The organism is Mycobacterium sp. D16Q16 (assembly GCF_002013745.1).
In the GTDB taxonomy this organism is placed as follows: Bacteria; Actinomycetota; Actinomycetes; order Mycobacteriales; family Mycobacteriaceae; genus Mycobacterium.
This window is the reverse complement of record NZ_MAEY01000013.1, coordinates 140,687-166,042: the sequence shown is the minus strand read 5'-3', so window position 1 is coordinate 166,042 and position 25,356 is coordinate 140,687. Positions and strand designations below refer to the sequence as shown.

Sequence of the window (25,356 nt, the reverse complement as noted above, 5' to 3'; positions counted from 1 at the left end):
ATGCCAGAAATAAGCGCCCGCGAACACCGATGGCTGCTGGTCTCCGCCGGCGCTGCCTTCATCGTCTTCGCACTGCTCTGGATCAGCTATGCCCAGCAGTGGGATTGGCTGCCTCGACTGGACGGCGCGGCACTGGCTCCCGCGCATGACTACGGAATCGCTCACACCGGCTGGGTCACCGCCTGGGATGTGTTCGCCACCGCCTTGGGTCCGGGTGCGTTCCGCATCGCGGTGGCCGTCGTCATCGTCGTGCTGCTGGTGCGGCACCAGCGGCGCGAGGCGGTGTTCCTGCTGATTACCGTGGAGCTCAGCGCGCTGGTGACCGAGTTGGCGAAACTGCTCGCGGGCCGCCCGCGCCCGGCGACCAGGTTGGTCGATGCGTACGGATCCTCGTTCCCGTCTGGACATGCCCTGGGCGTCATGGTCGGTGTGCTGGCATTGCTCACGGTGTTCCTGCCGAAAGCGGTTGCCGCGCTGCGCCCCTGGCTCGCAGTGCTCGGCGGTGTATTGATTCTGATGATCGGCGTCAGCAGAGTTCTGCTCAACGTCCACAACCCCTCGGACGTGCTGGCTGGGTGGGCGTTGGGCTACGCGTACTTCGTTGCCTGCCTGTTGATCCTGCCGCCGTGGCCGGTCAGGGCAGCGGACGAAAGACCGCCAGTGCCCGGTAATGCACTGTGAAACTGGCCTCCGCGAGTTTGTCGCCGGCCTCACCGTCACGTGCAAGCACCGTGGGGCCGTCCACCGCGGTAAAGGAGAACTCGGGTACCTGTAGCTCGTGGTAGAGCGGGCTGCGCTGCAGCCGCCCAAGCGCCAGCGCCGTCAGGATCCGCACGCCGCTGAATTTGCGGCCCGTTTCCAGGATGCGTACATCGATGAGGCCGTCGTCCAGACGGCTGCGTAGCGATGGGGCGAAACCCGAGGGCAGATAGACCGAGTTACCCAGGAAGAACAGCGATGTCTGGATGGTCTTGTTGTCGAATCGAATACGCACCGGGTGATCGCGCCGCAGCATGTGCAGCATCGCGTACACGGCCGCCAGCGGCTTGCCGATCCGGCGTTCGAGCTTCTCCCGGACCTGCACGAACTTGGGGTACGAACCGATGCTGGCGGTATTGATCACCACCTGTTTCTCGTTCAGATAGACCAGATCGACTCGGCTGACCGAACCCCGACGGATGGCATCGACCGTCTTGGCCACGCTGTCACAGCCGATGTCCTTGGCGAAGTGGTTGAACGTGCCACCGGGGAAGACCGCCAGCGGCGTATCGGTCTGGGCCGCGACACCCGCGGCACAGGCCACCGTGCCGTCACCGCCGCCCACCGCGAGCACTTCGGCGCGGCCCGACGCTCCACGCATCACGGCAATCACATCATCGTCTTTGTCGAGTTCGACAATCTCGGCGCGCGGCAAGGCCTTCCGCACCTGGTCCAGGATCCGCTGCCCGGTTCCGTCGCCCGAAGCCGGGTTGACCACCAACACCACCCCCTCGCCCTCGGGCCGTGCGACGGTATCCACCTGCAGCGGATCCGCCGTGCGCACCGTCGTCGGCACGATCGGCGGCACCACCCGCGCACCCAACACCGCTATTCCGGCTCCGATCCCAAAACCCGCGAATACATCACCGGGATAGTGGACACCGGTGGCCACGCGCGACAGACCCACCAACCCGGCAAGGAGCGAGAGCCCAAAGCCCACCGGCGGGCTCTCGAGGCCAACGCCCACCGCGAAGGCCGCCGCACTCGCCGAATGGCCCGAGGGCAGTGACGACGACGTGGGGATACGCCTGCTGCGCCGCATCAGCGGCACCGAGAGGTGGTTGGGGCGGGCGCGCCGCCGCAACCGCTTGGCCACCTGGTTGGTGACGGCACTCGTCACCGCCAGTGACAGCAGCCCGCGTGTGGCACCGCGCTGCACGGCCGGCTTGCCGAACATCGCCAGCCCGGCACCAATACCGATCCAGAGCTTGGAATGGTCGGCCGCACGAGTGAGCCGCGGCATGACGGCGTCCAGCAGCGGGCTCGGCGACTCCGCGATCGCTTCGAACACTTCTCGGTCGAGCGTGCCGAGGCCATCGCCAATCTGTCGCAGACCACGCAGAGAACGTCGAGACACCAGGAAACCCATGGAATTCAACATATCCGCGCCTGAGCGCGGGCGCCGTGGATCGTCCGCCCGCCGGGATCAGCAGCTGACCGCGGGCGGCTTGGCTCCGGCCCGGAACGACACGTGTACATGATCCATATGGTTGGCGGTCGGGCTGCCGCGGTTCTCCATCATCGACCAGCCGTTGCCGTCGTTGTACCGCTGCTGCCAGATCACATACGTCACGCCCAGCCGGTCACGGTTGGCGAGCACAAAGCTCGCAAGCGCGCTGCCGGTCGTGTTGGAACTCGTCATGAAATCCAGAGCCAGACCGCGACCGTGATCGCCGCCGCCTCCGCGCCCGCTGGCACCGCCGATGTCACCGATACCGAACATCGTCTTCAAGAAGTTCCCCGCCTGCGCCACCGCCGGCTGTGCGCCTGCCAACACGGTCGAACACGGCTTGATGGCCTTGGCTCTGGCCTCCAGGGCCAGCGCCTCGGCCGAGACATACCGCCGGTCCCGCTGGGCACGCGGCAGGTCGGCGATGAGCACGATCGCACGCTGTTCGGGCTTGATCGAGAGCTGAACATCCGGCTTCTCGACTTCGCTCACGACCCCCATCACGGCGGCACCGGCAACGAGTGACAGCGCGAGGCCCGCGACGCGAGAGAGCGGCATCGCGGGCCTCTTCTCACCGTCTTTCGCACGCCATCTCGCCAAGATCACCCGGTCAGATTACGAAATGATCACGCTTCTGTCACGCCGACGGCAAAGAATGTGGCAAATCTAGCCACGCTTCGGAGGTGCGTTGCGGGTAGTGACAGCGATGCGATTCCAGGCGTTGATCGTCAGGATCATCCCGATGATCTGGCCGAGCTCGCGTTCGGTGAAGATCGCCGCCGCCCGGGCATAGGTGGCGTCGGACACGTGCTCACCAGCGGAAAGAACGGTCGCCTCCTCGGTCAGCGCCAGCGCGGCCTTCTCTCGTTCGGTGTAGATATCGCCGGCCTCGGCCCAGGCATTCAGCAGGTAGATGCGCTGCTCGGTCTCACCCTGCTTGCGTGCGTCGTGGGTGTGCATATCGAGACAGAACGCACAGTGATTGAGCTGGGATGCGCGGATCTTGATCAGCTCGGCGAGACCAGGCTCGACGTCCTTGGCCGAGGCGATGCTCAGCGCCATCATGGCCTCGTACACCTCGGGCGAAACCTTCTCCATGCGGATTCTTGGGGCATTCAGGGTGCTTGTCATGCCCTCAACGGTAGAAGTACAAAGACCCATTCTCATGGTTCAATTTATGGGTGAGTTCGTGGGCCAATTCGAGACCGGCCGAGCAGCGGCCCCTCAGCCACGACCTGCATCTCGACGTGCGCCAGGCCATCACCCCCGGCGCCCGCGGCGTACGCGACCTGCTCATCTCCGCGCTCCGTGAGGCAGTCCGGTCCGGACGGCTGACCGTAGGGGCGATGCTGCCGCCCTCCCGCACCCTGGCCATCGACCTCGGGCTGGCGCGGAACACCGTCGCCGAGGCCTACGCGGAGCTCGTTGCCGAGGGATGGCTCGAATCGCGGCAGGGCTCAGGAACCCGAGTGGTCAATCGTGGCCAGAATCAGCTGCCGCCGCGGTCACGCGGAGCAGGCTCTCCCCCACCGCACAACCTCATGCCCGGCTCCGGAGACGTCACCGCCTTCCCGCGCGCAGACTGGGTCGCTTCCGTTCGCCGCGCACTGAGCAACGCCCCGCATGAGGCCCTGCGGTCTGGTGATCCGCGTGGACGTCCCGAATTGCGCTCTGCCGTCGCCGAATACGTGAGCCGGGTGCGGGGCGTGCGAACCTCGCCCGATTCGGTCGTCATCTGCGCGGGCACCCGTCATGCCGTGGAGATCCTCACCCGAATGTATGGGCTGACCCAGCCGATCGCCCTGGAAGCCTACGGGCTGTTCATCTTTCGCGACTGCATCGAAGCGACGGGAGGCTCCAGCACCCCGATCGGATTCGATGAAGAAGGCGCCGTGGTCAGCGATCTCGACTCCATCGACGTGCGCGCCGCCATGATCACCCCCGCACACCACTTTCCGCACGGGCTGCCGCTGCACCCGGCACGGCGCACCGCGGTGGTGGACTGGGCACGCCGCACCGACTCTTACGTCCTGGAAGACGACTACGACGGCGAGTTCCGATACGACCGCCAGCCCGTCGGCGCGCTCCAAAGCCTCGATCCCGATCACGTGGTGTATCTCGGCTCGGCGAGCAAGAGCCTGGCCCCCGTACTACGCCTGGGATGGATGGTGCTGCCGCCGGACCTGGTGGACGCCGTCGTGGCGGCTGCCGGCGGCGGGCAGTGGTACGTCGACGCGATCTCTCAGCTGACCATGGCGGATTTCATTGTCAACGGCCATTACGACCGGCACATCCGTCGAATGCGTAGTCGGTACCGACGCCGGCGCGACCTGCTTGTCGAGCGGCTCTCGGACTACAACGTCGGAGTCCGGGGACTGTCCGCCGGCTTGCACCTGCTGCTGACGCTGCCCGACGGCGCGGAGCCCGACGTGCTGTATCGAGCCGGTCAGGCGGGCGTGGCCCTGGCCGGGCTGTCGCGGCTGCGGCACCCCCAGGCCGGTCCGCACATCCCCGATCCGGACGGGGTCGTGGTCAGCTTTGGCACGCCGGCCGATCACGGATTCGCGCCCGCCGTAGAAGCGCTGTGCGGCGTGCTGGCGTCCGCGGGTCTCTAGAACGGCCCGGATGGCACCGTCTGGCAGTGCCGTGCCTCGTCATGGCAGCAGGCCAGCGCCATGGTCAAGGCATGCCTACCTTCGAGTCTTCCGCCGGCCCTCTCCACTACCGCGATACCGGGGACGGCCCTCCGATCGTCTTCGTGCACGGGCTGTTCGTCACCGGCACCATGTGGCGCAAGGTCATCGAGCCATTGAGTCAGCGGTTCCGCTGCATCGCACCGGACCTTCCCCTCGGTGCGCACAAGACCCCGATGAATCCGAGCGCGGACATCAGCCCTCAGAGTGTGGCCGGGCTGATCCGCGAACTCATTGAGAGCCTGGACCTCGATGACGTCACGGTGGTCGCGACCGACACCGGCGGGGCCATCACCCAACTGCTGCTCGTCGGGGGCAGCCCGCGGATCGGACGCGTGGTGTTGACCCCTTGCGACTCGTTCGACAACTTCCTGCCGAAGTCGATTCGCATCTTTCAGTACTGGGCGCGCGTCCCCGGCACCGATTTCGTCCTGCGTCCGTTCAAGCTCAAGATCGCGCAACGCGCTCTCGGTAACACCCTTGCCAAGCACTCCATCCCTGAGGACGTGCTCGGCGAGTGGGTTCGTCCCTTGCTGCAGCAGAAGGGCGTGCGCCGCGACGTGCGCGCGTTCCTCAGCCGGATCGACCACCGCGACACCCTGGCCGCCGCCGAGACACTGCGCACCTTCGACAAGCCGGTGCTGCTGCTCTGGCCACGCAAGCTGCCGTTCTTCCCGTTCGCACATGCGCAACGGTGGGTGCAGCTACTGCCCAACGCGAAACTCGTCGAGGTCCCCGACAGCTACACCTTTGTCAGCGAGGACCAGCCCGAGCTCATGGTGAAGGAGATCGAGGCGTTCGTCCCGCAACGAGTGTGAGCGGTTACTCGTCCTCTTTGGCGTGGTCGGCGACTCCAGGGTTGGGATCGCGCGACAGGTCGATCAGCGGATCAATGCCTTCGCCCTCGGCCCGTTCGTGCCTTCCGTGCTCTGGAGTCGTCATGGTTGCCCCTCACGCGTCGATGTTCCAGCAATCCTTCGCGACCCTACCTGCGCGCGGAAAGTCGTGCGCGGGGTCCCGTGATTGGCGCTGCCGGACGCCACCTGACATAGGCTCTGGCCCGTGTCAGATGCCCCAGCCGAGCAGGCGCCGCTGTCGCTGACCACACAAGCGGCCCGATTCGTCATCACCGGCGGGCTCTCAGCCATCGTCGACTTCGGGTTGTATGTGCTGCTGCTGCACCTCGGGCTCCAGGTCAACGTCGCCAAATCCATCAGCTTTGTGGCGGGAACCACAACCGCGTACCTGATCAACCGGCGCTGGACCTTCCAGGCCGAACCCAGCCGGGCCCGGTTCATCGCGGTGATGGCTCTCTACGGTCTGACCTATGCCGTCCAGGTCGGCATCAACTATGTGTTCTACATGCAGTTCGAGGACAAACCATGGCGGGTTCCCGTGGCCTTTGTCATCGCTCAGGGGACCGCGACAGTCATCAATTTCATCGTCCAGCGCGCTGTGATCTTCCGGATACGCTGAGCCGCTACGCTCAAATACCGATGACAACTCCGAAGTCCGAGCTACCGCTCACTCCTCGCACCCTTACCGGGTTCGGCCGCACCGCACCCACCGTGGCGCAGGTGCTCTCCACCCCCGATGTCGACGTCATTGCCGAGGCCGTGCGCCGAGTCGCCGACGCGAGCCCCAGCGGCCCTGACTATCTGCGCCGCGGGATCGTGGCACGCGGCCTAGGCCGCTCCTATGGTGATCACGCGTGCAACGGCGGCGGAATCGTCGTCGACATGACACCGCTGAACAAGGTGCACTCGATCAGTGCCGAGACCGCCATCGCCGACGTCGACGCGGGCGTGAGCCTGGATCAGCTGATGAAGGCCGCGCTCCCGTTCGGGCTGTGGGTTCCGGTGCTGCCGGGCACCCGCCAGGTCACCGTGGGCGGTGCCATCGGCTCGGACATCCACGGCAAGAACCATCACAGCGCCGGCAGCTTCGGCAATCACGTGCTGTCCCTGGACCTGCTGATGGCAGACGGCGAAGTGCGCACCATCACGCCCGACGGATCGGACAGCGAGCTGTTCTGGGCCACCGTCGGCGGAAACGGGTTGACGGGCATCGTCGTTCGCGCCCGCATCGCCATGACACGCACGGAGACTGCCTATTTCATCGCCGACGGCGTCGCCACCCGGGACCTGGACGAGACCATCGCGGTGCACCAGGACGGCAGCGAGGACAAGTACACGTATTCGAGCGCCTGGTTCGATCTGATCAATCCGCCGCCCAAGCTGGGCCGTGCGGCCGTCAGCCGCGGAAGCCTCGCGAGACTGGACCAATTGCCCGCGAAGCTGGCCAAGGACCCACTCAAATTCACCGCACCGCAGCTCCCCGGCTTCCCCGACCTCTTCCCGGTCAACTTCATGATCAAGCCGTCGCTCATGGCGATCGGCGAGGCGTTCTACCGGATGAGCGGTAACTACCAGGGCAAGATCGTCAATCTGACGCAGTTCTATCACATGCTTGACATCACAACCGGCTGGCAATATGCCTACGGCCCAGCCGGTTTCGCGCAGCATCAATTCCTGGTGCCGCCCGATGCGCTCGACGAGTTCAAGGGCATCATCCGCTGGATCCAGACCCAGGGCCACTACTCGGCGCTGAACGTCTTCAAGCTATTCGGCCCTGGGAACAAAGCACCGCTGAGCTTTCCGATGAAGGGCTGGAACGTCGCCATGGACTTCCCCAACAAGCCCGGCGTCAACGAGTTCCTCAACGAGCTCGACAACCGCGCCATGGAGTTCGGCGGACGGGTCTACACCGCCAAGGATTCACGGGTGAGCGCTGAGAAGTTCCACAGGATGTATCCGCGGGTCGACGAGTGGATCGCCACCCGCCGCAAGGCCGATCCGCATGGCGTGTTCGCCTCCGATATGGCCCGCCGACTCGAGCTGCTCTAGAAAGGCTTCAGCAACACAATGATTGACGCAACGGGTAACCCCCAGACCATTCTGCTGCTCGGCGGCACCTCGGAGATCGGCCTGGCCATCGTCGAGCGCTATCTCAAGAACGCCAAGGCACGCGTCATCCTGGCCGACCTGCCCAACGCACCCAAGCGTGAGGCGGCCATCGAGCAGATCAAGTCAGCCGGGGCCAAGTCCGTCGAGTACCTGGATTTCGATGCCGTCGACACCAAGAGTCACCCCGCACTCATCGAATCCGCTTGGGCACAAGGTGATGTGGATGTCGCTATCGTCGCCTTCGGTGTCCTCGGGGACGCCGAAGAGCTCTGGCAGAACCAGGCCAAGGCAGTGCTGAGCGCACAGGTCAACTACACCGCTGCCGTCTCCGTCGGCGTGCTGATCGGCCAGAAGATGAAGGCACAGGGTTTCGGCCAGGTCATCGCGATGTCCTCGGTTGCCGGCGAGCGCGTCCGCCGCTCGAACTTTGTCTACGGATCGACCAAGGCCGGCCTCGACGGGTTCTACCTGGGCCTCGGAGAAGCATTGCGCGAGTTCGGCGTCCACGTGCTGGTGGTACGCCCGGGCCAAGTCCGCACCACCACGACGATCGAACACTGGAAGGCCACCGGCGCCAAGGAGGCTCCGTTCACGGTCGACAAGGAGGAGATCGCCGACCTGGTGGTGGCGTCGGCCGCCGCGGGCAAGGAACTCATCTGGGCGCCCGGCCAATGGCGCTTTGTCATGTCGGTACTGCGCCATGTTCCGCGCCCCATTTTCCGCAAGTTGCCCGTGTAATCACGTCGAGATGACAGCCCAGATAACTTTGACGGCGCGACGGCATGTGCTGGACACCGCCAAAGACCTGACGCTCGCCGTGGTCACCGCCGCCGCTGTCAGCGCCGTCGCGCTCATCGCGATCGGGCGGGTGGAGTGGCCGGCCTTCGGATCGTCCAACCAGCTGCACGCCCTGACCACGGTCGGACAGTTCGGCGCCATCGCCGGGTTGGTACTGGCCGGGGTGCTGTGGCGCAGGGGGCGCCGCGCCAGCGCGAAAATGCTGTCACTGCTGTTCTTGTCGACCTTCACCGTGGTGACTCTGGGGATGCCCCTGGGCGCCACCAAGCTGTACCTGTTCGGGGTCTCCGTGGACCAGCAGTTCCGCACCGAGTACGTCACGCGATTCACCGACTCGCCCGCGCTGCACGATATGACCTATCCGGACATGCCGCCGTTCTATCCGGCCGGCTGGTTCTGGATCGGCGGGCGCCTCGCGGCGCTCACCGGAACCGCCGGCTGGGAGATGTACAAGCCGTGGGCCATCGCCTCCCTGGCCATCGCGGTATGTGCAGCATTTGTCTTGTGGAACAAGATGATCCGCTTTGAGTACGCGCTCATCGTGACCACCGCGACCACCGCCGTCACACTGGCTTACACGGCTGCCGAGCCATACGGCGCCATCATCACAGTGCTGCTGGCACCCGCACTTGTGCTCGGCTACAGCGGATTACGCGCGACCGCTGGCAGCGGCTGGAGCGCCGTCATCGGGACGGGTGTGTTCCTGGGGTTCGCGGCACTGTTCTACACCCTGCTCACCGCGTATGGCGCACTGGCGATCACCGTCGCCGCCAAGGTGGTGGCGATCAGCCGCATCCGGCGTGACGGCTGGTGGCCCGCCGTCAAGGAACCCCTGCTCCGCTGGCTCACCATCACCGGCATCGCCGTCGCCCTCGCGCTCGTCTTCTGGGGTCCGTACTTGGCTGCCGCACTGAGCCGTTCACAGGAACGGGCGGCGTCGGCACAGCACTATCTGCCCAATGAGGGTGCCGAACTGGCCTTCCCGATGCTGCAGCCCACCATGCTCGGCGGGCTGTGCCTGCTCGGAACTATCTGGCTGGTGGCACGGGCACGGAGCTCGGTACGCGCCGGGGCGCTAGCTGTCGGCGTGGTCTCCGTCTATCTGTGGTCACTGCTGTCCATGCTCGCCACGCTCGCCAAGACCACCCTGCTCTCGTTCCGGCTCGTCCCCACCCTCACCGTGTTGCTCGTCGCCGCGGGTGTCTTCGCCTTCATCGAGGTGGCCGCGTGGGCGGCACAGCGCAGCAAGGCCGCGACGATCGTAGCCACCGTTATCGGCCTGGCCGGCGCACTGGCATTCAGCCAGGACATCCCCAATGTCCTCCGCAACGACATCGTCATCGCATACGCCGACACCGACGGCACCGGCCAGCGCGCCGATCGACGGCCGCCCGGCCCGGAAAGTTATTACGGCGCCATCGACAAGGCCATCACCGAGATCACCGGTAAGCCGCGCGATGAGACCGTGGTGCTCACCGCCGACTACAGCTTCTTGGCGTTCTACCCCTACTACGGCTTCCAGGGACTCACCCCGCACTACGCGAACCCCCTGGCGCAGTTCGACAAGCGTGCGGCCGCGATCAAGAGCTGGGAAAACTTGCACACCGCCGACGAAATGATCCGGGCGCTCGATGCGCTCCCCTGGCCGGCTCCGACCGTCCTTCTCATGCGCCAATCCGGTGACAACTACTCCCTGCGGCTCGCCAAGGATGTCTATCCCAACCAGCCGAATGTGAAGCGCTACACCGTCACGCTGAACAAGCAGCTGTTCGCTGATCCGCGCTTCACCGTCCGGACCATAGGACCCTTCGTCCTGGTTGTGCGGGTTCCCCCGCGCACTTAACGCTCTTCGCGCAAGCCACTCATCGCACGCCAACTAACATCTTCCTCCGTGACGGTTCAGGGCAAAGCGACGGAGAAGGTCGCCGGCAACGGCGACAGCGACTACCGCAGGGCCCGGCTGATCGCGATCGTCACCGGTTTCCTGGGTGCGCTGCTGGCCATCGCCACTCCGCTGCTGCCTGTCCAGCAGGACACCGCGACGCTGAACTGGCCCCAGAACGGCACCCTCGCGAGCGTCGAGGCGCCCCTCATCGGATATGTGCCCACCGACCTCACCATCACGGTGCCCTGTGCGGCAGCCAGGGGCCTCGACGGCCACAACAGCGTGCTGCTGTCCACCGTGCCCAAGCAGGCGCCCAACGCGGTGGACCGCGGCATGCTGATCCAGCGCATCGGCGGCGACCTCGTGGTGATCGTGCGCAACGTACCGGTGGTCTCTGCCCCACTGTCCGAGGTCACCGGCCCCAACTGCCAGCGGCTCGAAGTCACCGGGCATGCGGACAAGGTGACCGGGAAGTTCTTCGGCCTCACTCAAGGACCCAAGGATGCCAAGCCTGGCCAACCACGCGCCGGGGAGCGCGGCGGGTACGACTTCCGGCCGCAGATCGTCGGCGTGTTCACCGACCTGGCCGGACCCGCCCCCGAGGGTCTGAGCCTCTCGGCCACCATCGACACCCGCTACAGCAGCTCGCCCACCGTCATCAAGTTCATCGCGATGGTCCTCGGTGTCCTGCTGACCGGTGTCTCGCTGATCGCCCTGCACACTCTCGACGCGGCCGACGGACGCAGGCACAAGCGCTTCATGCCCGCGGGCTGGTGGAAGCCACGGCCGCTCGACGCGCTGGTCGGCGCGGTGTTGGTGTGGTGGCATTTCGTCGGCGCCAACACCTCTGATGACGGCTACATCCTCACCATGGCTCGCGTGGCGGAGCGCTCCGGCTACATGGCCAACTACTACCGCTGGTTCGGCACGCCCGAATCGCCATTCGGCTGGTACTACGACTTACTGACCATCTGGGCGCACGTCAGCACCGCCAGCGTCTGGATGCGGCTGCCCACGCTCGTCATGGGTGTGCTGTGCTGGGCGGTCATCAGCCGAGAGGTGATCCCGCGACTGGGCCACGCCGCGCGCACCAATCCGGTGGTGCCGTGGACGGCCGCCGCGATGTTCCTGGCCTTCTGGCTGCCGTTCAACAACGGCCTGCGTCCCGAACCGATCATCGCGGTGGGCATCCTGTTGACGTGGTGCTCGGTCGAGCGGTCCATCGCGACCAACAGGCTGCTTCCGGCGGCGGCCGCGTGCATCATCGGCGCGCTGACCTTGTTCTCCGGACCGACGGGTATCGCCTCCGTCGGTGCGCTGCTGGTCGCGATCGGGCCACTGCGCACCATCGTGAGCAAGCGCGCCAAGCGATTCGGCTACGCCGCGCTCCTGGCACCTATTCTGGCGGCCGGGCTGGTCACGCTGATCGTCATCTTCCGGGATCAAACCCTTATCGGAGAGATCCAGGCCAACGCGCTCAAGTCGGCTGTCGGACCGTCGTTGAACTGGTTCGACGAGCACGTCCGGTACGAACGGTTGTTCCTGCCCACGACAGACGGCGCCATCTCCCGCCGTTTCCCGGTACTGGCCCTTGTCACCGCACTCGGCGTGGCCGTAGCCATGACCTTGCGCAAGAACAAGATTCCCGGCACTGCGAGCGGCCCCAGCCGCCGGATCATCGGCATCACCCTGATCTCGTTCGTCGCGATCATGTTCACCCCCACCAAGTGGACCCACCACTTCGGGGTGTTCGCCGGCCTGGCCGGATCACTGGGCGCGCTGGCCGCGGTGGCGGTGACCGCGGCCGCCATGCGCTCGCCGCGCAACCGCACACTGTATGCCGCGATCGTGCTGTTCGTCCTCTCGCTCTCGTTCTCCAGCGTGAATGGCTGGTGGTACGTCTCCAACTTTGGCGTGCCGTGGTCAAATTCCTTTCCACAGTGGCATTTCGGCATCAGCACGGTGTTCTTCGGACTGTGCGTGCTCGCGATTTTGATAGCGGCGTGGATGCACTTCACCGGCCGCGACCATCCCGGCCGCACCCCGGTGCATCCGGTGCTGGCACGCGTGGCCGAATCTCCCCTGGCCGTCGGCACCTGGATTGTCGTGATCTGGTCGGTGTTCTCGCTGACCGCCGGAATGGTCAACCAGTACCCCGCGTGGTCGGTCGGACGTTCCAATCTGGACGCGCTGCGCGGGCACGGCTGCGGGCTGGCCAACGACGTCCTGGTCGAGGAAAGCCCGAACGCCGGGATGCTGCAGCCTATCGATACCCCGGTCGGGCAGGCGCTGGCCGCCGATACCAATATCTTATTCAACCCCAACGGGATTCCGTCGGATGTGTCCGCCGACGAGGAGAACAACCCGCAGAGCTCCGACAGCTTCGTGGAGCGCGACAAGAGCGGCAACGCGGCCGGGAGCCAGGAAGGCACCGAGGGGGGCACCACGGTTGCCCCTGGCGTCAACGGATCGCTGGCCCGGCTGCCCTTCGACCTCAAGCCCGAGACCACGCCCGTCATGGGCAGCTACCAGATCGGCAATCAGCGTCCCGCTCGGCTGCAGTCGGCGTGGTACCGCCTGCCGCCCAAGGACGCCACCAAGCCGCTGATCGTGCTCGCGGCGGCGGGCCGCTTCGATCCGGTCGAGCTGCAGGTGCAGTTTGCCCGCGAAGATGGAAAGGTCATGGGCGCCATCTCGTTTGCCGACCTCGGCCCGGCTCCGGCATGGCGAAACCTGCGGATGTCCCGCGACGCCATCCCGACGGAGGCCACCCGGATCCGGCTCCTCGCCATCGACGACGACCTGGCACCGCAGCACTGGATAGCGGTCACCCCGCCCCGGGTTCCGTCGCTGCGCACGCTGCAGGAAGTGGTGGGCTCCGATCCGGTGTTCCTGGACTGGCTTGTGGGGCTTGCCTTCCCATGCCAGCGGCCGTTCGATCACAAGAACGGGGTCATCGAGATCCCGAAGTGGCGCATTCTTCCCGACCGCTTTGGCGCAGAGGCCAACTCGCCGGTGATGGATTACCTCGGCGGCGGACCGCTGGGCATCACCGAGCTGCTGTTGAAGGCGACGCCGGTGCCCACCTACCTGCAGAACGACTGGTTCCGCGACTGGGGTGCGCTGCAACGGTTTACGCCGTACTACAGGAACGCCACCGTGGCACAGCTGCAGCTCGGAACTGCCGTGCACAGCGGACTCTGGACGCCTGGCCCGCTGCGTAAGAGCCGGTAGCACCCGGTATCCAACGTTTGGCTGATTTTCGATAGAAGCTGGCTTCTTATCGGAAGCCAGTAGCAGGTCCGCCGACTTCAATGGGGTTGTCTCCATAGCGATCCCAGAGGAAGGTGCGGCCCATGCTGCGACAAATCGCCTGGCAATTCCTGGTGACTGCATCCCTGGCGTCATGCCTGGTGGCAGCGTTCCCCAGCTACGCAAAACCACAGGACGACGAGCCCTGTCCGCACCACCCGGTCAAGATCGATCCGAAGTGCGAACGCTCCGGAGCGATCCGCGAGAAGTCTCCGCACAACGACTGACCAGCCGCCGAGACTACGGTTTCTGACGCATTTCCCGGGTGCGAAACGCAGAACACGGCGTGTCGGCGGAGTGGCGTCAGTCCTCTTGGGCGCGAACAAATTCCGCAAATCCGGGAATGGTGAACTCCAGAAGCCCATGGCCCGCGACACCGATGAGGCCTTTATCGATGAGGCCGGCGCGGGCGGCGCTGATCGCCCGCGAATCCCGGCCCATGACGGCGGCGATATCGGACCGGCTCGCCCACCGATCATCGGTCAGCGATCGCGCCATCGCCGACATGAACTGCCGCTGTACCGGGGTGGCGTTGTTCCACCGCGCACGAAAGAGCGCGTCCATCTCCTCGGCGACCTGACGGGCGGCGTGCTCGACATCGGACATCCTGATCCGGCCCCCGGGATCCGGATACCCGGCACGCGCCCACGCGGCGTCGGCGTAGAGCTGCAGGGCGTGCGGATACCCGCTCGTCTGCGCGATCACGGCATCCAGCGCGTCCTGGGACCACTCGACCCCGACCGCGCCCGCCGGCTTGACGAGTGCCACCCGGGAGGCGTCGGGACCGAGGCGACGCAACGTACGATAGGCGAATCGCTCACTGAATGTGGCTGCGGCACTGATGATCTCCGGCGTTTGCGGCAGACCGGCCGCGAACACCCCGGCGGGCAGGGTGTCGGCCTCGGCCTGCAGGTCCTGCCACGTCACGGCCAAGGTACGCAGCCCTGCCCGGTCCGCGTCCTGAACCTCGTCGATCAGCAGCACCAGGCCACGGTGTCCCTCGTCGCGCGCCGCCGTGGCGGTCTCGATGATCAGATCCTTGAACGATGCCTCTGACACGGCAGCTTGCGTGCCCTGCGACGGCTTGACGGTCGCGCCCACTTGAGCCACCCCCGGCACGCCCGCGGTGATACTCACCTGATCGACGGCGCGCAGCAGACGGCCACGCGACTTCTTCTTCCACGCCGTGACCCGGGCGCGGATCGCAGTCCCTATTGCCGCAGCGAGCGGTTCGTCTCCCCCCGCGGTCACCCACACCGTCACCACGCCACGGGCCTCCGCGTCGCGCTGCACCTCACGCAATAGTGAGGTCTTTCCGACCCCGCGGGGGCCGGTGTCGACCCGGATACGCCCGATCAGCCGGCCAAGCTCGGCCATGTACATCAGCCGCTCACCGATCTCAGCGAGCTGTTCTGCGCGGCCGACCACCTCGCGTGCCACCTGGCCTGGTGTGTAGGGGCTCGGCTGCATCGATGTCCTACCTGATACGTGTTGATACTGCGTGGCGTTGTATCAACACGTATCAGATACAACCGACATCGTCGATACTTATTGATACTTCTATCAAGGTATCTACTGGTATCCAGATTAGAGGTCTCAATCCGGCCAACCGAGCGCGCTGCATTGAGGCGCCCGAAGCTTCGTCACATACCATCGCCCTCGTGCCTTCGCCGCTTCTAAAGTCCGCGACAGCAGGTACAGCCCAGCGGGCACGTCTGATTTCATTGGCTGCGGCCACCATCGGTGTGCTGTTGTGCGTGCTTGTTCCCCTGCTGCCGGTCCGCCAGTCCACCGTCGACATCAGCTGGCCCCAGGGAGTCACAGCCGACGGGAACGTCACCAGCATCACGGCACCGTTGGTGTCGGGCGCACCGCTGTCGTTCGACGCCCACATTCCGTGCACTGCCATCGCGAGCTTGCCTGCCAGCGGCGGCGTGGTGCTGTCCACCAGTCCCGAAGGCGGGTTCGAGGCAAGCCGGCACGCGCTGTTCGTCCGCGCCACCTCCGATCTGGTGGTCGTCGCCTTCCGGGATAACGTCGCGACAGTCGCCCCGCGCAAGGCGGTGGAATCCGGCGGCTGCACCACATTGGACATCTGGGCCAACGCCGGCGGCGTCGGCGCCAACTTCGCCGGGCTCCCCGGCGCCAACGGCACCCTGTCCATTGAAAACAAGCCCCAGGTGACCGGCCTATTCACCGACCTCAAGGTGCCCGCCGCGGGCCCGCGGCGGACGTAACCCCGCCCGGCGCCCATTCAGGCTGCCGGATCGTGCGGCTCTACTGACCAATGGCCTCGCCGATGTCGGAGTCATTGGCACACTTCTTCTTTGGCATGTCATCGGAGCCATCACCTCCGACGACGGCAACGTCCTGGTCGAGGCGCGCGTGGCCCATCAGGCCGGATACGTCACCGAGTACTACCGCTACTTCGGCGCGAGCGCCTCCCCATTCGATTGGTACGCAACCCTTTTGAGCTGGCTCACGCAAGTGAGCACGGTCGGCGTCTGGATGCGCGTGCCGGCCACTCTCGCGGGCATCGGCACCTGGTACATCCTGCGCAAGAAGATGCTGCCCCGCCTCGGTGAGCAGCTCGCCGCAAGCCGCACTGCGGTCTGGACCGCCGCACTGGTCTTCCTTGCGGCCTGGCTGCCCTTCAACAATGGCCTGCGACCCGAGCCGATCATCGTGTTCGGCACGGTGGTCACCTGGATTCTGGTGGAGCGGTCCATCGCGACCCGGCGCCTCTCCCCCGCCGCATTGGCAATCGTCGCCGCACTGCTCACCGCCACCGTCGCTCCCCAGGGGCTCATCGCGCTGGGACCACTACTCGCCGGTGGACGAGCCATCGCCCGCGTCGTCGCCGTGCGGCGGGTTCGATACGGACGATTCACCCCCGTCGCGGTGCTGGCGGCATCCGTCGCGGGCGTGCTGGCCTTTACCTTCCGGGACCAGACGCTGGCCACAGTCGCCGAATCCGCCCGTATCAAATACGTGGTAGGCCCGACGATCGCCTGGTATCAGGAGTTTCTGCGCTACTACTTCCTGACGGTCGAATCCAATGTCGACGGCTCGCTGACACGCCGCATCGCGGTGTTCACCTTGCTGCTCTGTCTCTTCGGCACACTCGCGGTGCTGCTGCGCCGCGGCGTACTTCCCGGCCTGGCCAGCGGGCCGGTGTGGCGGCTCCTCGGCAGCACCGCGATCGGGCTGCTGTTGCTCACTTTCACCCCCACCAAGTGGGCCATCCAATTCGGCATCTTCGCCGGGCTCGCCGGTGCACTCGGTGCGGTCGCCGCCTTCACCTTCGCCCGGGTCGGACTGCACTCACGACGCAACCTGGCGCTGTACGTCACGGCCCTGCTGTTCATCCTGGCGTGGTCGACCTCCGGCATCAACGGCTGGTTCTACGTCGGCAACTACGGCGTGCCGTGGTTCGACAAGCAGCCGGTCATCGCGGGACAACCGGTCACCACGATGTTCCTGGCGCTCTCGATCGTCACCGCCCTGCTCGCCGGTTGGTTGCACTTCCGCCTGGATTACGCCGGGCACACCGAGGTAAAGAACACCCGCAGGAACCGGCTCCTCGCGTCCGCGCCGCTGATGATCGTGGCGGCGATCATGGTGATTCTCGAGGTCTCCTCCATGGCCAAGGGGGTCTACGCACGCAGCGACACCTACACCACCGGCAAGGCCAATCTGCTGGCCCTGGCCGGCGGCCCGTGCGCGATGGCCAACGACGTCCTTGTTGAACCTGACGCCAATGAGGGCCTGCTGCAACCCGTTCCGGACCAGCCAGCGGGCAAGTACGGGCCGCTCGGTGGCACCGATCCCGTCGGCTTCACCCCCGACGCGGTAGAGACCGGCATGACCTCACTTCCCGTTATCGGCAAGCCGGGCCTGGTGAACTCCGATGCCTCACCCAATGCGCCGATCATGGAGGTCAGCGATGCGGCCGGGACCACCGGCGGTGTCGGCTCCGTCGGAATCAACGGCTCCAACGCACTGCTGCCGTTCGGACTGGACCCGGCCCGTACTCCGGTGATGGGTAGCTACGGCGAGAATTCGATTGCCGCGCACCTGAAGTCGTCGTGGTATGAGCTTCCCCCGCCCAGCCCGGATCGACCACTGGTAGTGATTTCGGCCGCCGGAGCGATCTGGTCGTTCCAGCAGGACGGAACCTTCAGTCCCGAGGTCAACTATGGCCAGTCCCTCAAGCTGGAGTGGGGCGTCCGCGATCAGAGCAGTCCCGGTGGCTTCCGCGCACTTCGTCAGGATTACCCGATCGACATTGGACCGCAAAGGGTCTGGCGCAACCTGAGATTCCCCACCAAGACCGCTCCTCCCGGGGCCAATGTGGTTCGGATCGTCGCCGACGACCCGAACCTGTCCAATGACCAGTGGCTGGCGTTCACCCCACCCCGGGTCCCCACACTCAAGACCGCACAGGATCTCTTGGGCTCCGATACTCCGGTGCTACTGGATATGGCTGTGGCGCAGAACTTCCCCTGCCAGCGGCCGTTCAGCGAGCGCCTCGGGGTCGCCGAGCTGCCCAAGTTCCGGGTCATGCCCGAACACAAGCAGGTCGCGACGTCGTCGAACATGTGGATGTCGGCCGAAGACGGCGGACCGTTCATGTTCACGACCGCGCTGCTGCGAACCTCCTCGGTTCCGACCTATCTGCGTAATGACTGGTACCGCGACTGGGGCTCGATCGAGAAGTACGAGCCCGTCATCGCCGCGAACCTGGCACCCAACGCACAACTCACCGAGGGCACCGTCGTTGTGAACGGCTGGACCCGCAACGGACCGATTCGAGCCCTGCCATGACACAGAATTCCGTGACAGACACCTCCCCTGAGGCCCGCAAGCTGAATATCGCCCGTTGGACAGCAACCGTTTTCGGCCTGCTCGGGTTCGTGTTGAGCGTCTCCATCCCCCTCCTGCCGGTCAAGGTGTCCACCGCGACCCTCGACTGGCCGCAGCAGGGACAGCTGAACAACGTCACCGCGCCGCTGATCGCGCAGACACCCATGGACATGACCGTGATCGTGCCGTGCGCAGTCATTAACTCGGCGCCCGCCGAGGGTGCGGTGATCCTGGGTACCGCACCGCCAGAGGGCAAAGAGGCCGCGTTACAAGGCCTGTTCGTCAGGGTCTCCAAGGAACGCGTCGACATCACCGACCGCAACGTGGTGATCGCCAGCGTCCCGCGCGCCAAGGTGGCCTCGCCCGACTGCCGACAGATCGTCATCACCTCCTCGGACAAGGGCACGTACGCGACATTCGAGGGACTTCGCGGTGACGGGTCCGACAAGTCCGCTGACCTCAAGTCGGGATTCCCCGATCCCAATCTGCGCCCGCAGATCGTCGGGGTCTTCACCCAGCTCACCGGTCCGGCTCCGACAGGACTGAGCCTCACCGCCCATATCGACAACCGGTTCTCCTCCAGCCCGACACTTCTCAAGCTCGCGGCGATGGTAGGCGCGGTTATCTCCACGATCATTGCGCTGCTGGCCCTGTGGCGAATCGACCAGACCGACGGTCATCGCATGCAACGGGTCATCCCCACCCGATGGCGCCGTTTCGATTTCACCGACATCGTCATCATGAGCAGCCTGGTGCTCTGGTACGTGATCGGCGCAGGGTCTTCTGACGACGGCTACCAGATGGGCATGGCGCGTACCGCCGAGCACGCCGGGTACATGGCCAACTACTTCCGCTGGTTCGGCAGCCCCGAGGACCCCTTCGGCTGGTACTACAACCTGCTGGCCATCATGACGAAGTTCAGCGATATCAGCATCTGGATCCGGCTGCCCGACCTCGTCGCCTCACTGGTCTGCTGGCTGCTGATCAGCCGGGAAGTGTTGCCCCGCTTGGGGCCCGCCGTCGCTCGTAGCAAGCCCGCGGCCTGGGCTGCCGGCTTTGTGCTGCTGGCATCGTGGTTCCCGTTCAACAACGGCCTGCGCCCCGAGGGCCAGATCGCCGTCGGATCGCTGATCACCTGGGTGCTCATCGAACGGGCCATTACTTCTCGCCGGCTGACCCCGGCCGCGCTGGCGATCATCACCGCCGCCTTCACCCTGGGGATTCAGCCGACGGGTCTGATCGCCGTCGCCGCGCTACTCGCCGGCGGCCGGCCCATTCTGCGGATCATCGTGACGAAACACCGGCAGGTGGGCACCTGGCCGCTGGTGGCGCCGATGCTGGCCGCCGGAACGGTCATCCTGCCCGTAGTGTTCTCCGACCAGACCCTGGCGACGGTTATCGAGGCCACCCGGATTCGCACGGCGATCGGCCCGTCACAGGCCTGGTACACCGATAACCTGCGGTACTACTACATGTTCCTGCCGACCGTCGACGGCTCGGTCTCGCGACGCTTCGGGTTCCTGCTCATCGCCGCGTGCCTGTTCATCGCGATGTTCATCCTGTTGCGCCGCAAGCGGGTTCCCGGTGTCGCCCGAGGACCGGCCTGGCGCGTACTGGGCGTCGTCTTCGGCACCATCTTCTTCCTGATGTTCGCGCCGACGAAGTGGGTGCACCACTTCGGGCTCTTCGCCGCCCTAGGAGCCGCGGTCGCGGCGCTGGCCACGGTGCTGGTGTCGCCACAGGTGCTGCGCTGGAGCCGCAACAGGATGGCGGTCGTGGCGACCGTGCTGTTCGTGCTGGCGCTGAGCTGGGCCAGTGCGGCCGGATGGTGGTACGTCTCGAGTTTCGGCGTGCCATTCAACAGCAGCATGCCCAAGATCGCCGGGATAAGTGTCAGCACCATATTTTTCGCGCTGTTCGCGCTGGCCGTGGCCTACGCGGCGTGGTTGCACTTCTCACCCCGGCACGAGGACAACCGGGTGACCAGGTCCATCACCTCCGCCCCGGTGGCCTGGGCGGCCGGGTTCATGGTGCTGACGTCCATCTGCCAGCTGGCGATCGGTGTCGTTCGTCAGTACCCGTCGTATTCCAACGGCTGGGCCAACATCCGTGAACTCGCGGGCGGGTGCGGACTGGCCGATGATGTTCTCGTCGAGTCCGACGCGAATGCTGGTCTGCTGCGGGCCATTGATGCACCGTCGGGTCCTCTGGGCCCGCTCGGCGGCACGAATCCCTCCGGATTCACACCGGACGGTGTGCCGGACAAGATCGTCGCCGAGTCCATCCGGATGAATGACTCGCGCCCGGGCACCGATTACGACTGGGACTCCAAGGACCGCACCAAGACTCCGGGTATCAATGGCTCCACCGTGCGCTTGCCGTACGGGCTGGACCCGGCGCGGGTGCCGATCGTGGGCACCTACCGGGTTGGCCCGCAGCAGCAGGCGAAGGCGACCTCCGACTGGTACGAGCTACCGGCCCGCGATGCCGCCCACCCGCTGGTGGTGGTAACGGCTGCCGGAACGATTGCGGCCAAGAACGTCAAGGGCGCAGTGGCCGGGCAGACGCTGGAGCTGGAGTACGGCACGGCCGGGCCGGACGGCGCTTTCACACCCGCCGGACGGCTCACGCCCTACGACCTGGGACCCGCGCCGTCATGGCGCAATCTGCGCTTCGCACGGTCGGATATCCCGGACACCGCCACCGCCGTACGCATCGTGGCCGTCGATGGCTCGCTGACTCCGGGCGATTGGCTGGCCTTCGCCCCGCCTCGGGTACCCGAGCTGAAGTCGTTGCAGGAGTACGTGGGTAGCAAGCGGCCGGTGCTCATGGACTGGACCGTGGGACTCGTCTTCCCGTGCCAGCAGCCGATGCTGCACCAATACGGGATCACCGAGATCCCCGAATTCCGCATCACTCCGGACTACGACCAGAAGCGCAAGGACACCGACACCTGGCAGGACGGCGAGAACGGCGGCCTACTGGGGATCACCGATCTGCTCCTGCGGGCGCATGTGATGCCGACCTACCTGTCCAAGGACTGGGGCAGGGACTGGGGCTCGCTGCGCAAGTTCGAGACCCTCGTCGAGGCCCAGCCCGCCCAGATCGAGTACGGGTCCGAAGTGCACAGCGGACTGTGGAAGCCGAACAAGATCCGGATCAAGCCGTAGGCCGTCCTCGAGGACGTCACCGCGCCACCGTGCGTCGCGGCCTACCGGATTGATCCGTCGGACGACGAATCAATGGTGACCGCGGCGGCGATAGCCGTGGCCGCCACCACCGCCGAACAGCCCGCCCATGATGCCGCGGTAATCCTGTGGCGGCGGCGGGGGCGGATAGGGCTGCGATGCAGGCGCCTGGTCGATATGTGCTGACGGGCCGAAGCGCGCGGCGCCGTCCACGAACTGCTGCAGGCTGTCCTGCTCCAGCAGCACGGCCGCACATCCCGTGCATTGGAACGTGCGCACACCAAACCACTTCGTCGACAGCATCTGCGACTCACACTTGGGGCACGTCAACGGCTGAACGTTTGTCATGACACATGCTAGCATGCATATGTTTGCATGAGTAATAACGAAGGAGTGACATGGCTACGGACGCACACGAGCACGGATCCGGACACTCGCACGGCCACGGCGTGAGTGCGAACGCTGACCGCAAATGGCTAACCATCGCACTGGTCCTGATCGGCGGGTTCATGGCCATCGAGGTGGTCATCGGCTTCATCGCCCAGTCGCTGGCCCTGATCTCCGACGCCGGACACATGCTGACCGATGCGGCCTCGATCGTGCTGGCGCTCATCGCCATTCGCCTCGCCTCGCGCCCTGCCCGCGGCAGCTACACCTACGGGCTCAAGCGTGCCGAGATCCTGTCGGCACAGGCCAATGGCGTCACTCTGTTCCTGCTCGCCGCCTTCTTTATCTACGAGGGCATCCGCCGCCTGATCACTCCCCCGGAGGTGTCGGGGCTCCTCGTGTTTGTCACCGCGCTCGCTGGAATCGCCGTCAACGTGGCCGCCACCTGGTGCATCAGTAAGGCCAACCGATCCAGCCTGAACGTCGAGGGGGCCTTCCAGCACATCCTCAACGACCTGTACGCCTTCATCGCCACCGCCGTCGCCGGCGCCGTGGTCTGGCTGACCGGCTTCACCCGAGCCGATGCCATCGCCGCGCTCGTCGTCGCCGCGCTGATGCTCAAGGCCGGTTGGGGCCTGGTACGCGAATCGGGCCGCATCTTCCTGGAAGCCGCGCCAGCCAATCTGGATCCCGACGCCATCGGAGCTCAGCTCGCATCGTTGCCCTCCGTCGCCGAGGTACACGACCTACACATCTGGCAGATCACCTCCGGTCAGCCCGCGTTGTCGGCGCACATCTTGGTGGCCCCGGCTGCGGACTGTCACGGAATACGGCGCGACATCGAGGGGTTACTCCATACGCAGTACGACATCGACCACACGACGTTGCAGGTCGACCACGAGGACACCGAGGCATCAAGTCATTGCCTCGACCCTCACGGACAGCCGTACCGCGCCGAGGAAAGCACCTAGCCGAACACGGGCCAGGTATCTACTATCACTTGTAGTAGACCAACGGAGGTCGCGATGACAGAGCTCACCACTCGCGCCGACAGGTTCCTGCGAGCGGCGACCATCGCCTTCATCATGGGCTGGGGACTAGACGTCATCGATCACCTACGGCGCGGTGTAACCGCGGCGCCGGTGACCCTGACCTATCTCTCCGCCACCCACGCGGTCCTCATCGCGATTGCCGTGACCATGATCCTGCGCCACCGCAAGCACGCGCCGGAAGCCACCGTGATTGTCGGCACGGCAAGCGTTTTGGGGCTCGGATACGTGCACCTCATGCCGACCTACTGGCCGGCGGTGCAGGACAGCTTCGTTTCCGGTCCACGCGTGGACGTCACCTGGTTCTCCTGGGTAACGGTGCTGATCTCGATCGGTGCCGCCATGGTCTGGGCCCACGCGGGCAGCCGCGCCCTCGTTCTGCGGGACTGAATACGCACAAGCAGAAGGCCCCCGCACGCGTCGCGCGCGGGGGCCTTCTGGCGATGAATCGTTAGATCGGGGTGAGACCGTGCTTGCGCTGGACACGGGCGATCTGCTTATCCCGCAATAGCTTCAGCGACTGACGCAGCAGCAGCCGAGTCTGATGCGGCTCGATCACGCCATCGATGTAGCCCCGCTCGGCGGCGATCCAGGGCGTAGCCAGGTTCTTGTTGTAGCCCTCGATGAAGTCGGCTCGAATCTTCTGCACCTCGGGCGCGGTCGGGTCGGGGAATCGCTTGACCAGCAGCTGCGCCGCCCCTTCGGCACCGATCACCGCGATACGTGCGGTCGGCCAGGCGAAGTTCAGGTCGGCAGAGAGCTGCTTGGAGCCCATGACCGCGTACCCGCCTCCGTAGGCCTTACGGGTAATGATCGTCACCTTGGGCACATCGGCCTCCACCACGGCATTGAAGAACCTACCGCCGCGCTTGATGACGCCGTTGGTCTCCTCTTCCACACCCGGCATGGCTCCCGGGGTGTCGACGACGAACACCAGGGGAAGATTGAACGAGTCGCAGAACCGGATGAAACCGGCCGCCTTGTCGGAGGCCTCATTGCCCACCGCGCCAGACATGTGCATCGGCTGATTGGCGATGACGCCGACCGGGCTCCCGTCGACGCGGGCGAACGCGGTGATCATGGATGGGCTGCGCTGGTCGGCGATCTCGAAGACGTCACCGTCGTCGAAAATCCGCAACAGAACCTCGTGCATGTCGTAGCCCTGGTTATCGGCGTCCGGGATGATCGTGTCGAGGTACAGATCGTCCTCGGTGATCTCGGGCTCAAGTCCCGGGTTGACGACCGGCGGGTAGTCAAAGGTGTTGGAGGGCAAGAAACTCAAGTAATCGCGGACATACTGGTACGCGGCCGCCTCGTCCTCGACAACCTTGTGGATGTTGCCACGCTGGGCCTGTACATCCGCGCCACCGAGTTCGTCGAACGTGACATCCTCGCCGGTGACATCCTTGATGACGTCGGGCCCGGTGATGAACATGTAGCCCTGATCGCGGACCGCGACCACCAGGTCGGTCTGGATCGGTGAGTACACCGCACCGCCGGCACACTTCCCGAAGATCAACGAGATTTCCGGGACCATGCCGCGCAGCATCTCGTGACGACGCCCTAGCTCGGCGTACCAGGCCAAGGACGTGGCGGTGTCTTGAATGCGGGCACCCGCTGAGTCGTTGATACCGATCACCGGGCAGCCGTTGGTAGCCGCCCACTCCATGAGCTTGGCGACCTTGCGGCCGAACATCTCGCCGACGCTCCCCTGGTACACCGTTTGGTCGTGGGAGAACACCGCCACCGGACGATCGTCGATGCGGCCCAGGCCGGTCACCACACCGTCGGTGTACGGCGCATTCGGATCACCAGGAGTACGCCCAAATGCGCCGAGCTCCAGAAAGCTGCCCTTGTCGAGCAGGGCGTGAATGCGGGCGCGCGCACTCGGGATGCCTTTGGCATCACGCTTGGCGATGGCCTTGGCGTCACCCGGCTCTTGCGTACGGGCAATCCGCTCACGCAGGTCGGCGACCTTCTCCGCAGTTGTATGTGGTGGCACG

General features: G+C 65.6%; 18 protein-coding genes and 1 pseudogene. 13 read left to right on the top strand and 6 right to left on the bottom strand.

Translation table 11 applies throughout. The features are described 5' to 3' along the window. Positions 1 to 681, top strand: coding sequence for a phosphatase PAP2 family protein (locus B4394_RS14065; protein ID WP_078315364.1), 681 nt, complete (start codon positions 1 to 3; stop codon positions 679 to 681). On the opposite strand, the gene B4394_RS14060 is transcribed toward B4394_RS14065, so the two are convergent. From B4394_RS14060 to B4394_RS14050, 3 genes are all read right to left on the bottom strand, one after another. Continuing rightward, positions 635 to 2,128, bottom strand: coding sequence for a bifunctional phosphatase PAP2/diacylglycerol kinase family protein (locus tag B4394_RS14060; RefSeq protein WP_078315515.1), 1,494 nt, complete (start codon positions 2,126 to 2,128; stop codon positions 635 to 637). The genes B4394_RS14065 and B4394_RS14060 overlap by 47 nt on opposite strands. Before the next feature lie 57 nt (positions 2,129 to 2,185). After that, on the bottom strand, positions 2,186 to 2,767 hold the full coding sequence (locus tag B4394_RS14055) for a VldE C-terminal domain-containing protein (RefSeq protein WP_078315363.1): 582 nt from the start codon (positions 2,765 to 2,767) through the stop codon (positions 2,186 to 2,188). A gap of 108 nt (positions 2,768 to 2,875) precedes the next feature. Then, positions 2,876 to 3,340 (bottom strand): carboxymuconolactone decarboxylase family protein, encoded by a 465-nt coding sequence (locus B4394_RS14050; RefSeq protein ID WP_078290713.1) that lies wholly within the window; start codon positions 3,338 to 3,340, stop codon positions 2,876 to 2,878. A 50-nt stretch (positions 3,341 to 3,390) separates the two neighbouring features. On the opposite strand from B4394_RS14050, the gene pdxR reads away from it, so the two are divergent. The 8 genes from pdxR (at position 3,391) to B4394_RS14010 (ending at position 14,090) form a co-directional block, all read left to right on the top strand. Further along, a complete protein-coding gene (gene pdxR, locus B4394_RS14045) occupies positions 3,391 to 4,824 on the top strand; it encodes a MocR-like pyridoxine biosynthesis transcription factor PdxR (RefSeq protein WP_078315362.1) in 1,434 nt (477 codons plus the stop codon). Between the two features lie 41 nt (positions 4,825 to 4,865). After that, the gene (locus B4394_RS14040; RefSeq protein ID WP_078311321.1) at positions 4,866 to 5,720 is read left to right on the top strand and encodes an alpha/beta fold hydrolase; all 855 of its coding nucleotides are present in this window, start codon (positions 4,866 to 4,868) and stop codon (positions 5,718 to 5,720) included. 244 nt (positions 5,721 to 5,964) lie between these two features. Beyond that, positions 5,965 to 6,378: a GtrA family protein gene (locus B4394_RS14035; RefSeq protein WP_078315361.1), complete on the top strand. Its 414-nt coding sequence runs from the start codon at positions 5,965 to 5,967 to the stop codon at positions 6,376 to 6,378. A 20-nt stretch (positions 6,379 to 6,398) separates the two neighbouring features. Continuing rightward, positions 6,399 to 7,808, top strand: a complete 1,410-nt coding sequence (dprE1, locus tag B4394_RS14030; protein WP_078315360.1) for a decaprenylphosphoryl-beta-D-ribose oxidase — start codon at positions 6,399 to 6,401, stop codon at positions 7,806 to 7,808. A gap of 18 nt (positions 7,809 to 7,826) precedes the next feature. After that, the gene (dprE2, locus tag B4394_RS14025) at positions 7,827 to 8,606 is read left to right on the top strand and encodes a decaprenylphospho-beta-D-erythro-pentofuranosid-2-ulose 2-reductase (protein ID WP_078311324.1); all 780 of its coding nucleotides are present in this window, start codon (positions 7,827 to 7,829) and stop codon (positions 8,604 to 8,606) included. A 10-nt stretch (positions 8,607 to 8,616) separates the two neighbouring features. Then, on the top strand, positions 8,617 to 10,509 hold the full coding sequence (locus B4394_RS14020) for a galactan 5-O-arabinofuranosyltransferase (protein ID WP_078315359.1): 1,893 nt from the start codon (positions 8,617 to 8,619) through the stop codon (positions 10,507 to 10,509). Between the two features lie 48 nt (positions 10,510 to 10,557). Continuing rightward, positions 10,558 to 13,785, top strand: a complete 3,228-nt coding sequence (locus tag B4394_RS14015) for an arabinosyltransferase domain-containing protein (protein ID WP_078315358.1) — start codon at positions 10,558 to 10,560, stop codon at positions 13,783 to 13,785. A gap of 122 nt (positions 13,786 to 13,907) precedes the next feature. Beyond that, positions 13,908 to 14,090, top strand: a complete 183-nt coding sequence (locus tag B4394_RS14010; protein ID WP_078311327.1) for a hypothetical protein — start codon at positions 13,908 to 13,910, stop codon at positions 14,088 to 14,090. Positions 14,091 to 14,166: 76 nt separating this feature from the next. On the opposite strand, the gene B4394_RS14005 is transcribed toward B4394_RS14010, so the two are convergent. Further along, entirely contained in the window at positions 14,167 to 15,333 is a 1,167-nt protein-coding gene (locus B4394_RS14005) for an ATP-binding protein (protein ID WP_078311328.1), read from the bottom strand. A gap of 191 nt (positions 15,334 to 15,524) precedes the next feature. Between B4394_RS14005 and B4394_RS13995 the strand changes: the two are divergent. Together B4394_RS13995 and B4394_RS13990 are read left to right on the top strand one after the other, a co-directional pair. Continuing rightward, a pseudogene (locus B4394_RS13995) lies at positions 15,525 to 18,690 on the top strand (arabinosyltransferase domain-containing protein). Beyond that, on the top strand, positions 18,687 to 21,899 hold the full coding sequence (locus B4394_RS13990) for an arabinosyltransferase domain-containing protein (protein WP_078315355.1): 3,213 nt from the start codon (positions 18,687 to 18,689) through the stop codon (positions 21,897 to 21,899). The pseudogene B4394_RS13995 and the gene B4394_RS13990 overlap by 4 nt, the downstream one beginning before the upstream one ends. 69 nt (positions 21,900 to 21,968) lie before the next feature. Here the strand turns inward: B4394_RS13990 and B4394_RS13985 are convergent, their stop codons facing one another. Beyond that, the gene (locus B4394_RS13985; RefSeq protein ID WP_078311331.1) at positions 21,969 to 22,220 is read right to left on the bottom strand and encodes a hypothetical protein; all 252 of its coding nucleotides are present in this window, start codon (positions 22,218 to 22,220) and stop codon (positions 21,969 to 21,971) included. Between the two features lie 95 nt (positions 22,221 to 22,315). On the opposite strand from B4394_RS13985, the gene B4394_RS13980 reads away from it, so the two are divergent. Together B4394_RS13980 and B4394_RS13975 are read left to right on the top strand one after the other, a co-directional pair. Continuing rightward, complete coding sequence (locus B4394_RS13980; protein WP_078311332.1) at positions 22,316 to 23,275, top strand: cation diffusion facilitator family transporter; 960 nt, start codon at positions 22,316 to 22,318, stop codon at positions 23,273 to 23,275. A 54-nt stretch (positions 23,276 to 23,329) separates the two neighbouring features. Beyond that, entirely contained in the window at positions 23,330 to 23,743 is a 414-nt protein-coding gene (locus B4394_RS13975) for a hypothetical protein (RefSeq protein WP_078315354.1), read from the top strand. A 61-nt stretch (positions 23,744 to 23,804) separates the two neighbouring features. Here B4394_RS13975 and B4394_RS13970 read toward each other — a convergent pair whose 3' ends face one another. Next, on the bottom strand, positions 23,805 to 25,355 hold the full coding sequence (locus B4394_RS13970) for an acyl-CoA carboxylase subunit beta (RefSeq protein WP_078311334.1): 1,551 nt from the start codon (positions 25,353 to 25,355) through the stop codon (positions 23,805 to 23,807). Between the last annotated feature and the right edge of the window lies 1 nt (position 25,356).

What these genes read in the sequence shown, in the direction of transcription:
- B4394_RS14065 (WP_078315364.1), top strand. Translation starts at nt 1, where the DNA reads ATGCCAGAAATAAGCGCCCGCGAACACCGATGGCTGCTGGTCTCCGCC.
- B4394_RS14060 (WP_078315515.1), bottom strand. Translation starts at nt 2,128, where the DNA reads ATGGGTTTCCTGGTGTCTCGACGTTCTCTGCGTGGTCTGCGACAGATT.
- B4394_RS14055 (WP_078315363.1), bottom strand. Translation starts at nt 2,767, where the DNA reads ATGCCGCTCTCTCGCGTCGCGGGCCTCGCGCTGTCACTCGTTGCCGGT.
- B4394_RS14050 (WP_078290713.1), bottom strand. Translation starts at nt 3,340, where the DNA reads ATGACAAGCACCCTGAATGCCCCAAGAATCCGCATGGAGAAGGTTTCG.
- B4394_RS14040 (WP_078311321.1), top strand. Translation starts at nt 4,866, where the DNA reads ATGGCAGCAGGCCAGCGCCATGGTCAAGGCATGCCTACCTTCGAGTCT.
- dprE1 (WP_078315360.1), top strand. Translation starts at nt 6,399, where the DNA reads ATGACAACTCCGAAGTCCGAGCTACCGCTCACTCCTCGCACCCTTACC.
- dprE2 (WP_078311324.1), top strand. Translation starts at nt 7,827, where the DNA reads ATGATTGACGCAACGGGTAACCCCCAGACCATTCTGCTGCTCGGCGGC.
- B4394_RS14020 (WP_078315359.1), top strand. Translation starts at nt 8,617, where the DNA reads ATGACAGCCCAGATAACTTTGACGGCGCGACGGCATGTGCTGGACACC.
- B4394_RS14010 (WP_078311327.1), top strand. Translation starts at nt 13,908, where the DNA reads ATGCTGCGACAAATCGCCTGGCAATTCCTGGTGACTGCATCCCTGGCG.
- B4394_RS14005 (WP_078311328.1), bottom strand. Translation starts at nt 15,333, where the DNA reads ATGCAGCCGAGCCCCTACACACCAGGCCAGGTGGCACGCGAGGTGGTC.
- B4394_RS13990 (WP_078315355.1), top strand. Translation starts at nt 18,687, where the DNA reads ATGACACAGAATTCCGTGACAGACACCTCCCCTGAGGCCCGCAAGCTG.
- B4394_RS13985 (WP_078311331.1), bottom strand. Translation starts at nt 22,220, where the DNA reads ATGCTGTCGACGAAGTGGTTTGGTGTGCGCACGTTCCAATGCACGGGA.
- B4394_RS13980 (WP_078311332.1), top strand. Translation starts at nt 22,316, where the DNA reads ATGGCTACGGACGCACACGAGCACGGATCCGGACACTCGCACGGCCAC.
- B4394_RS13975 (WP_078315354.1), top strand. Translation starts at nt 23,330, where the DNA reads ATGACAGAGCTCACCACTCGCGCCGACAGGTTCCTGCGAGCGGCGACC.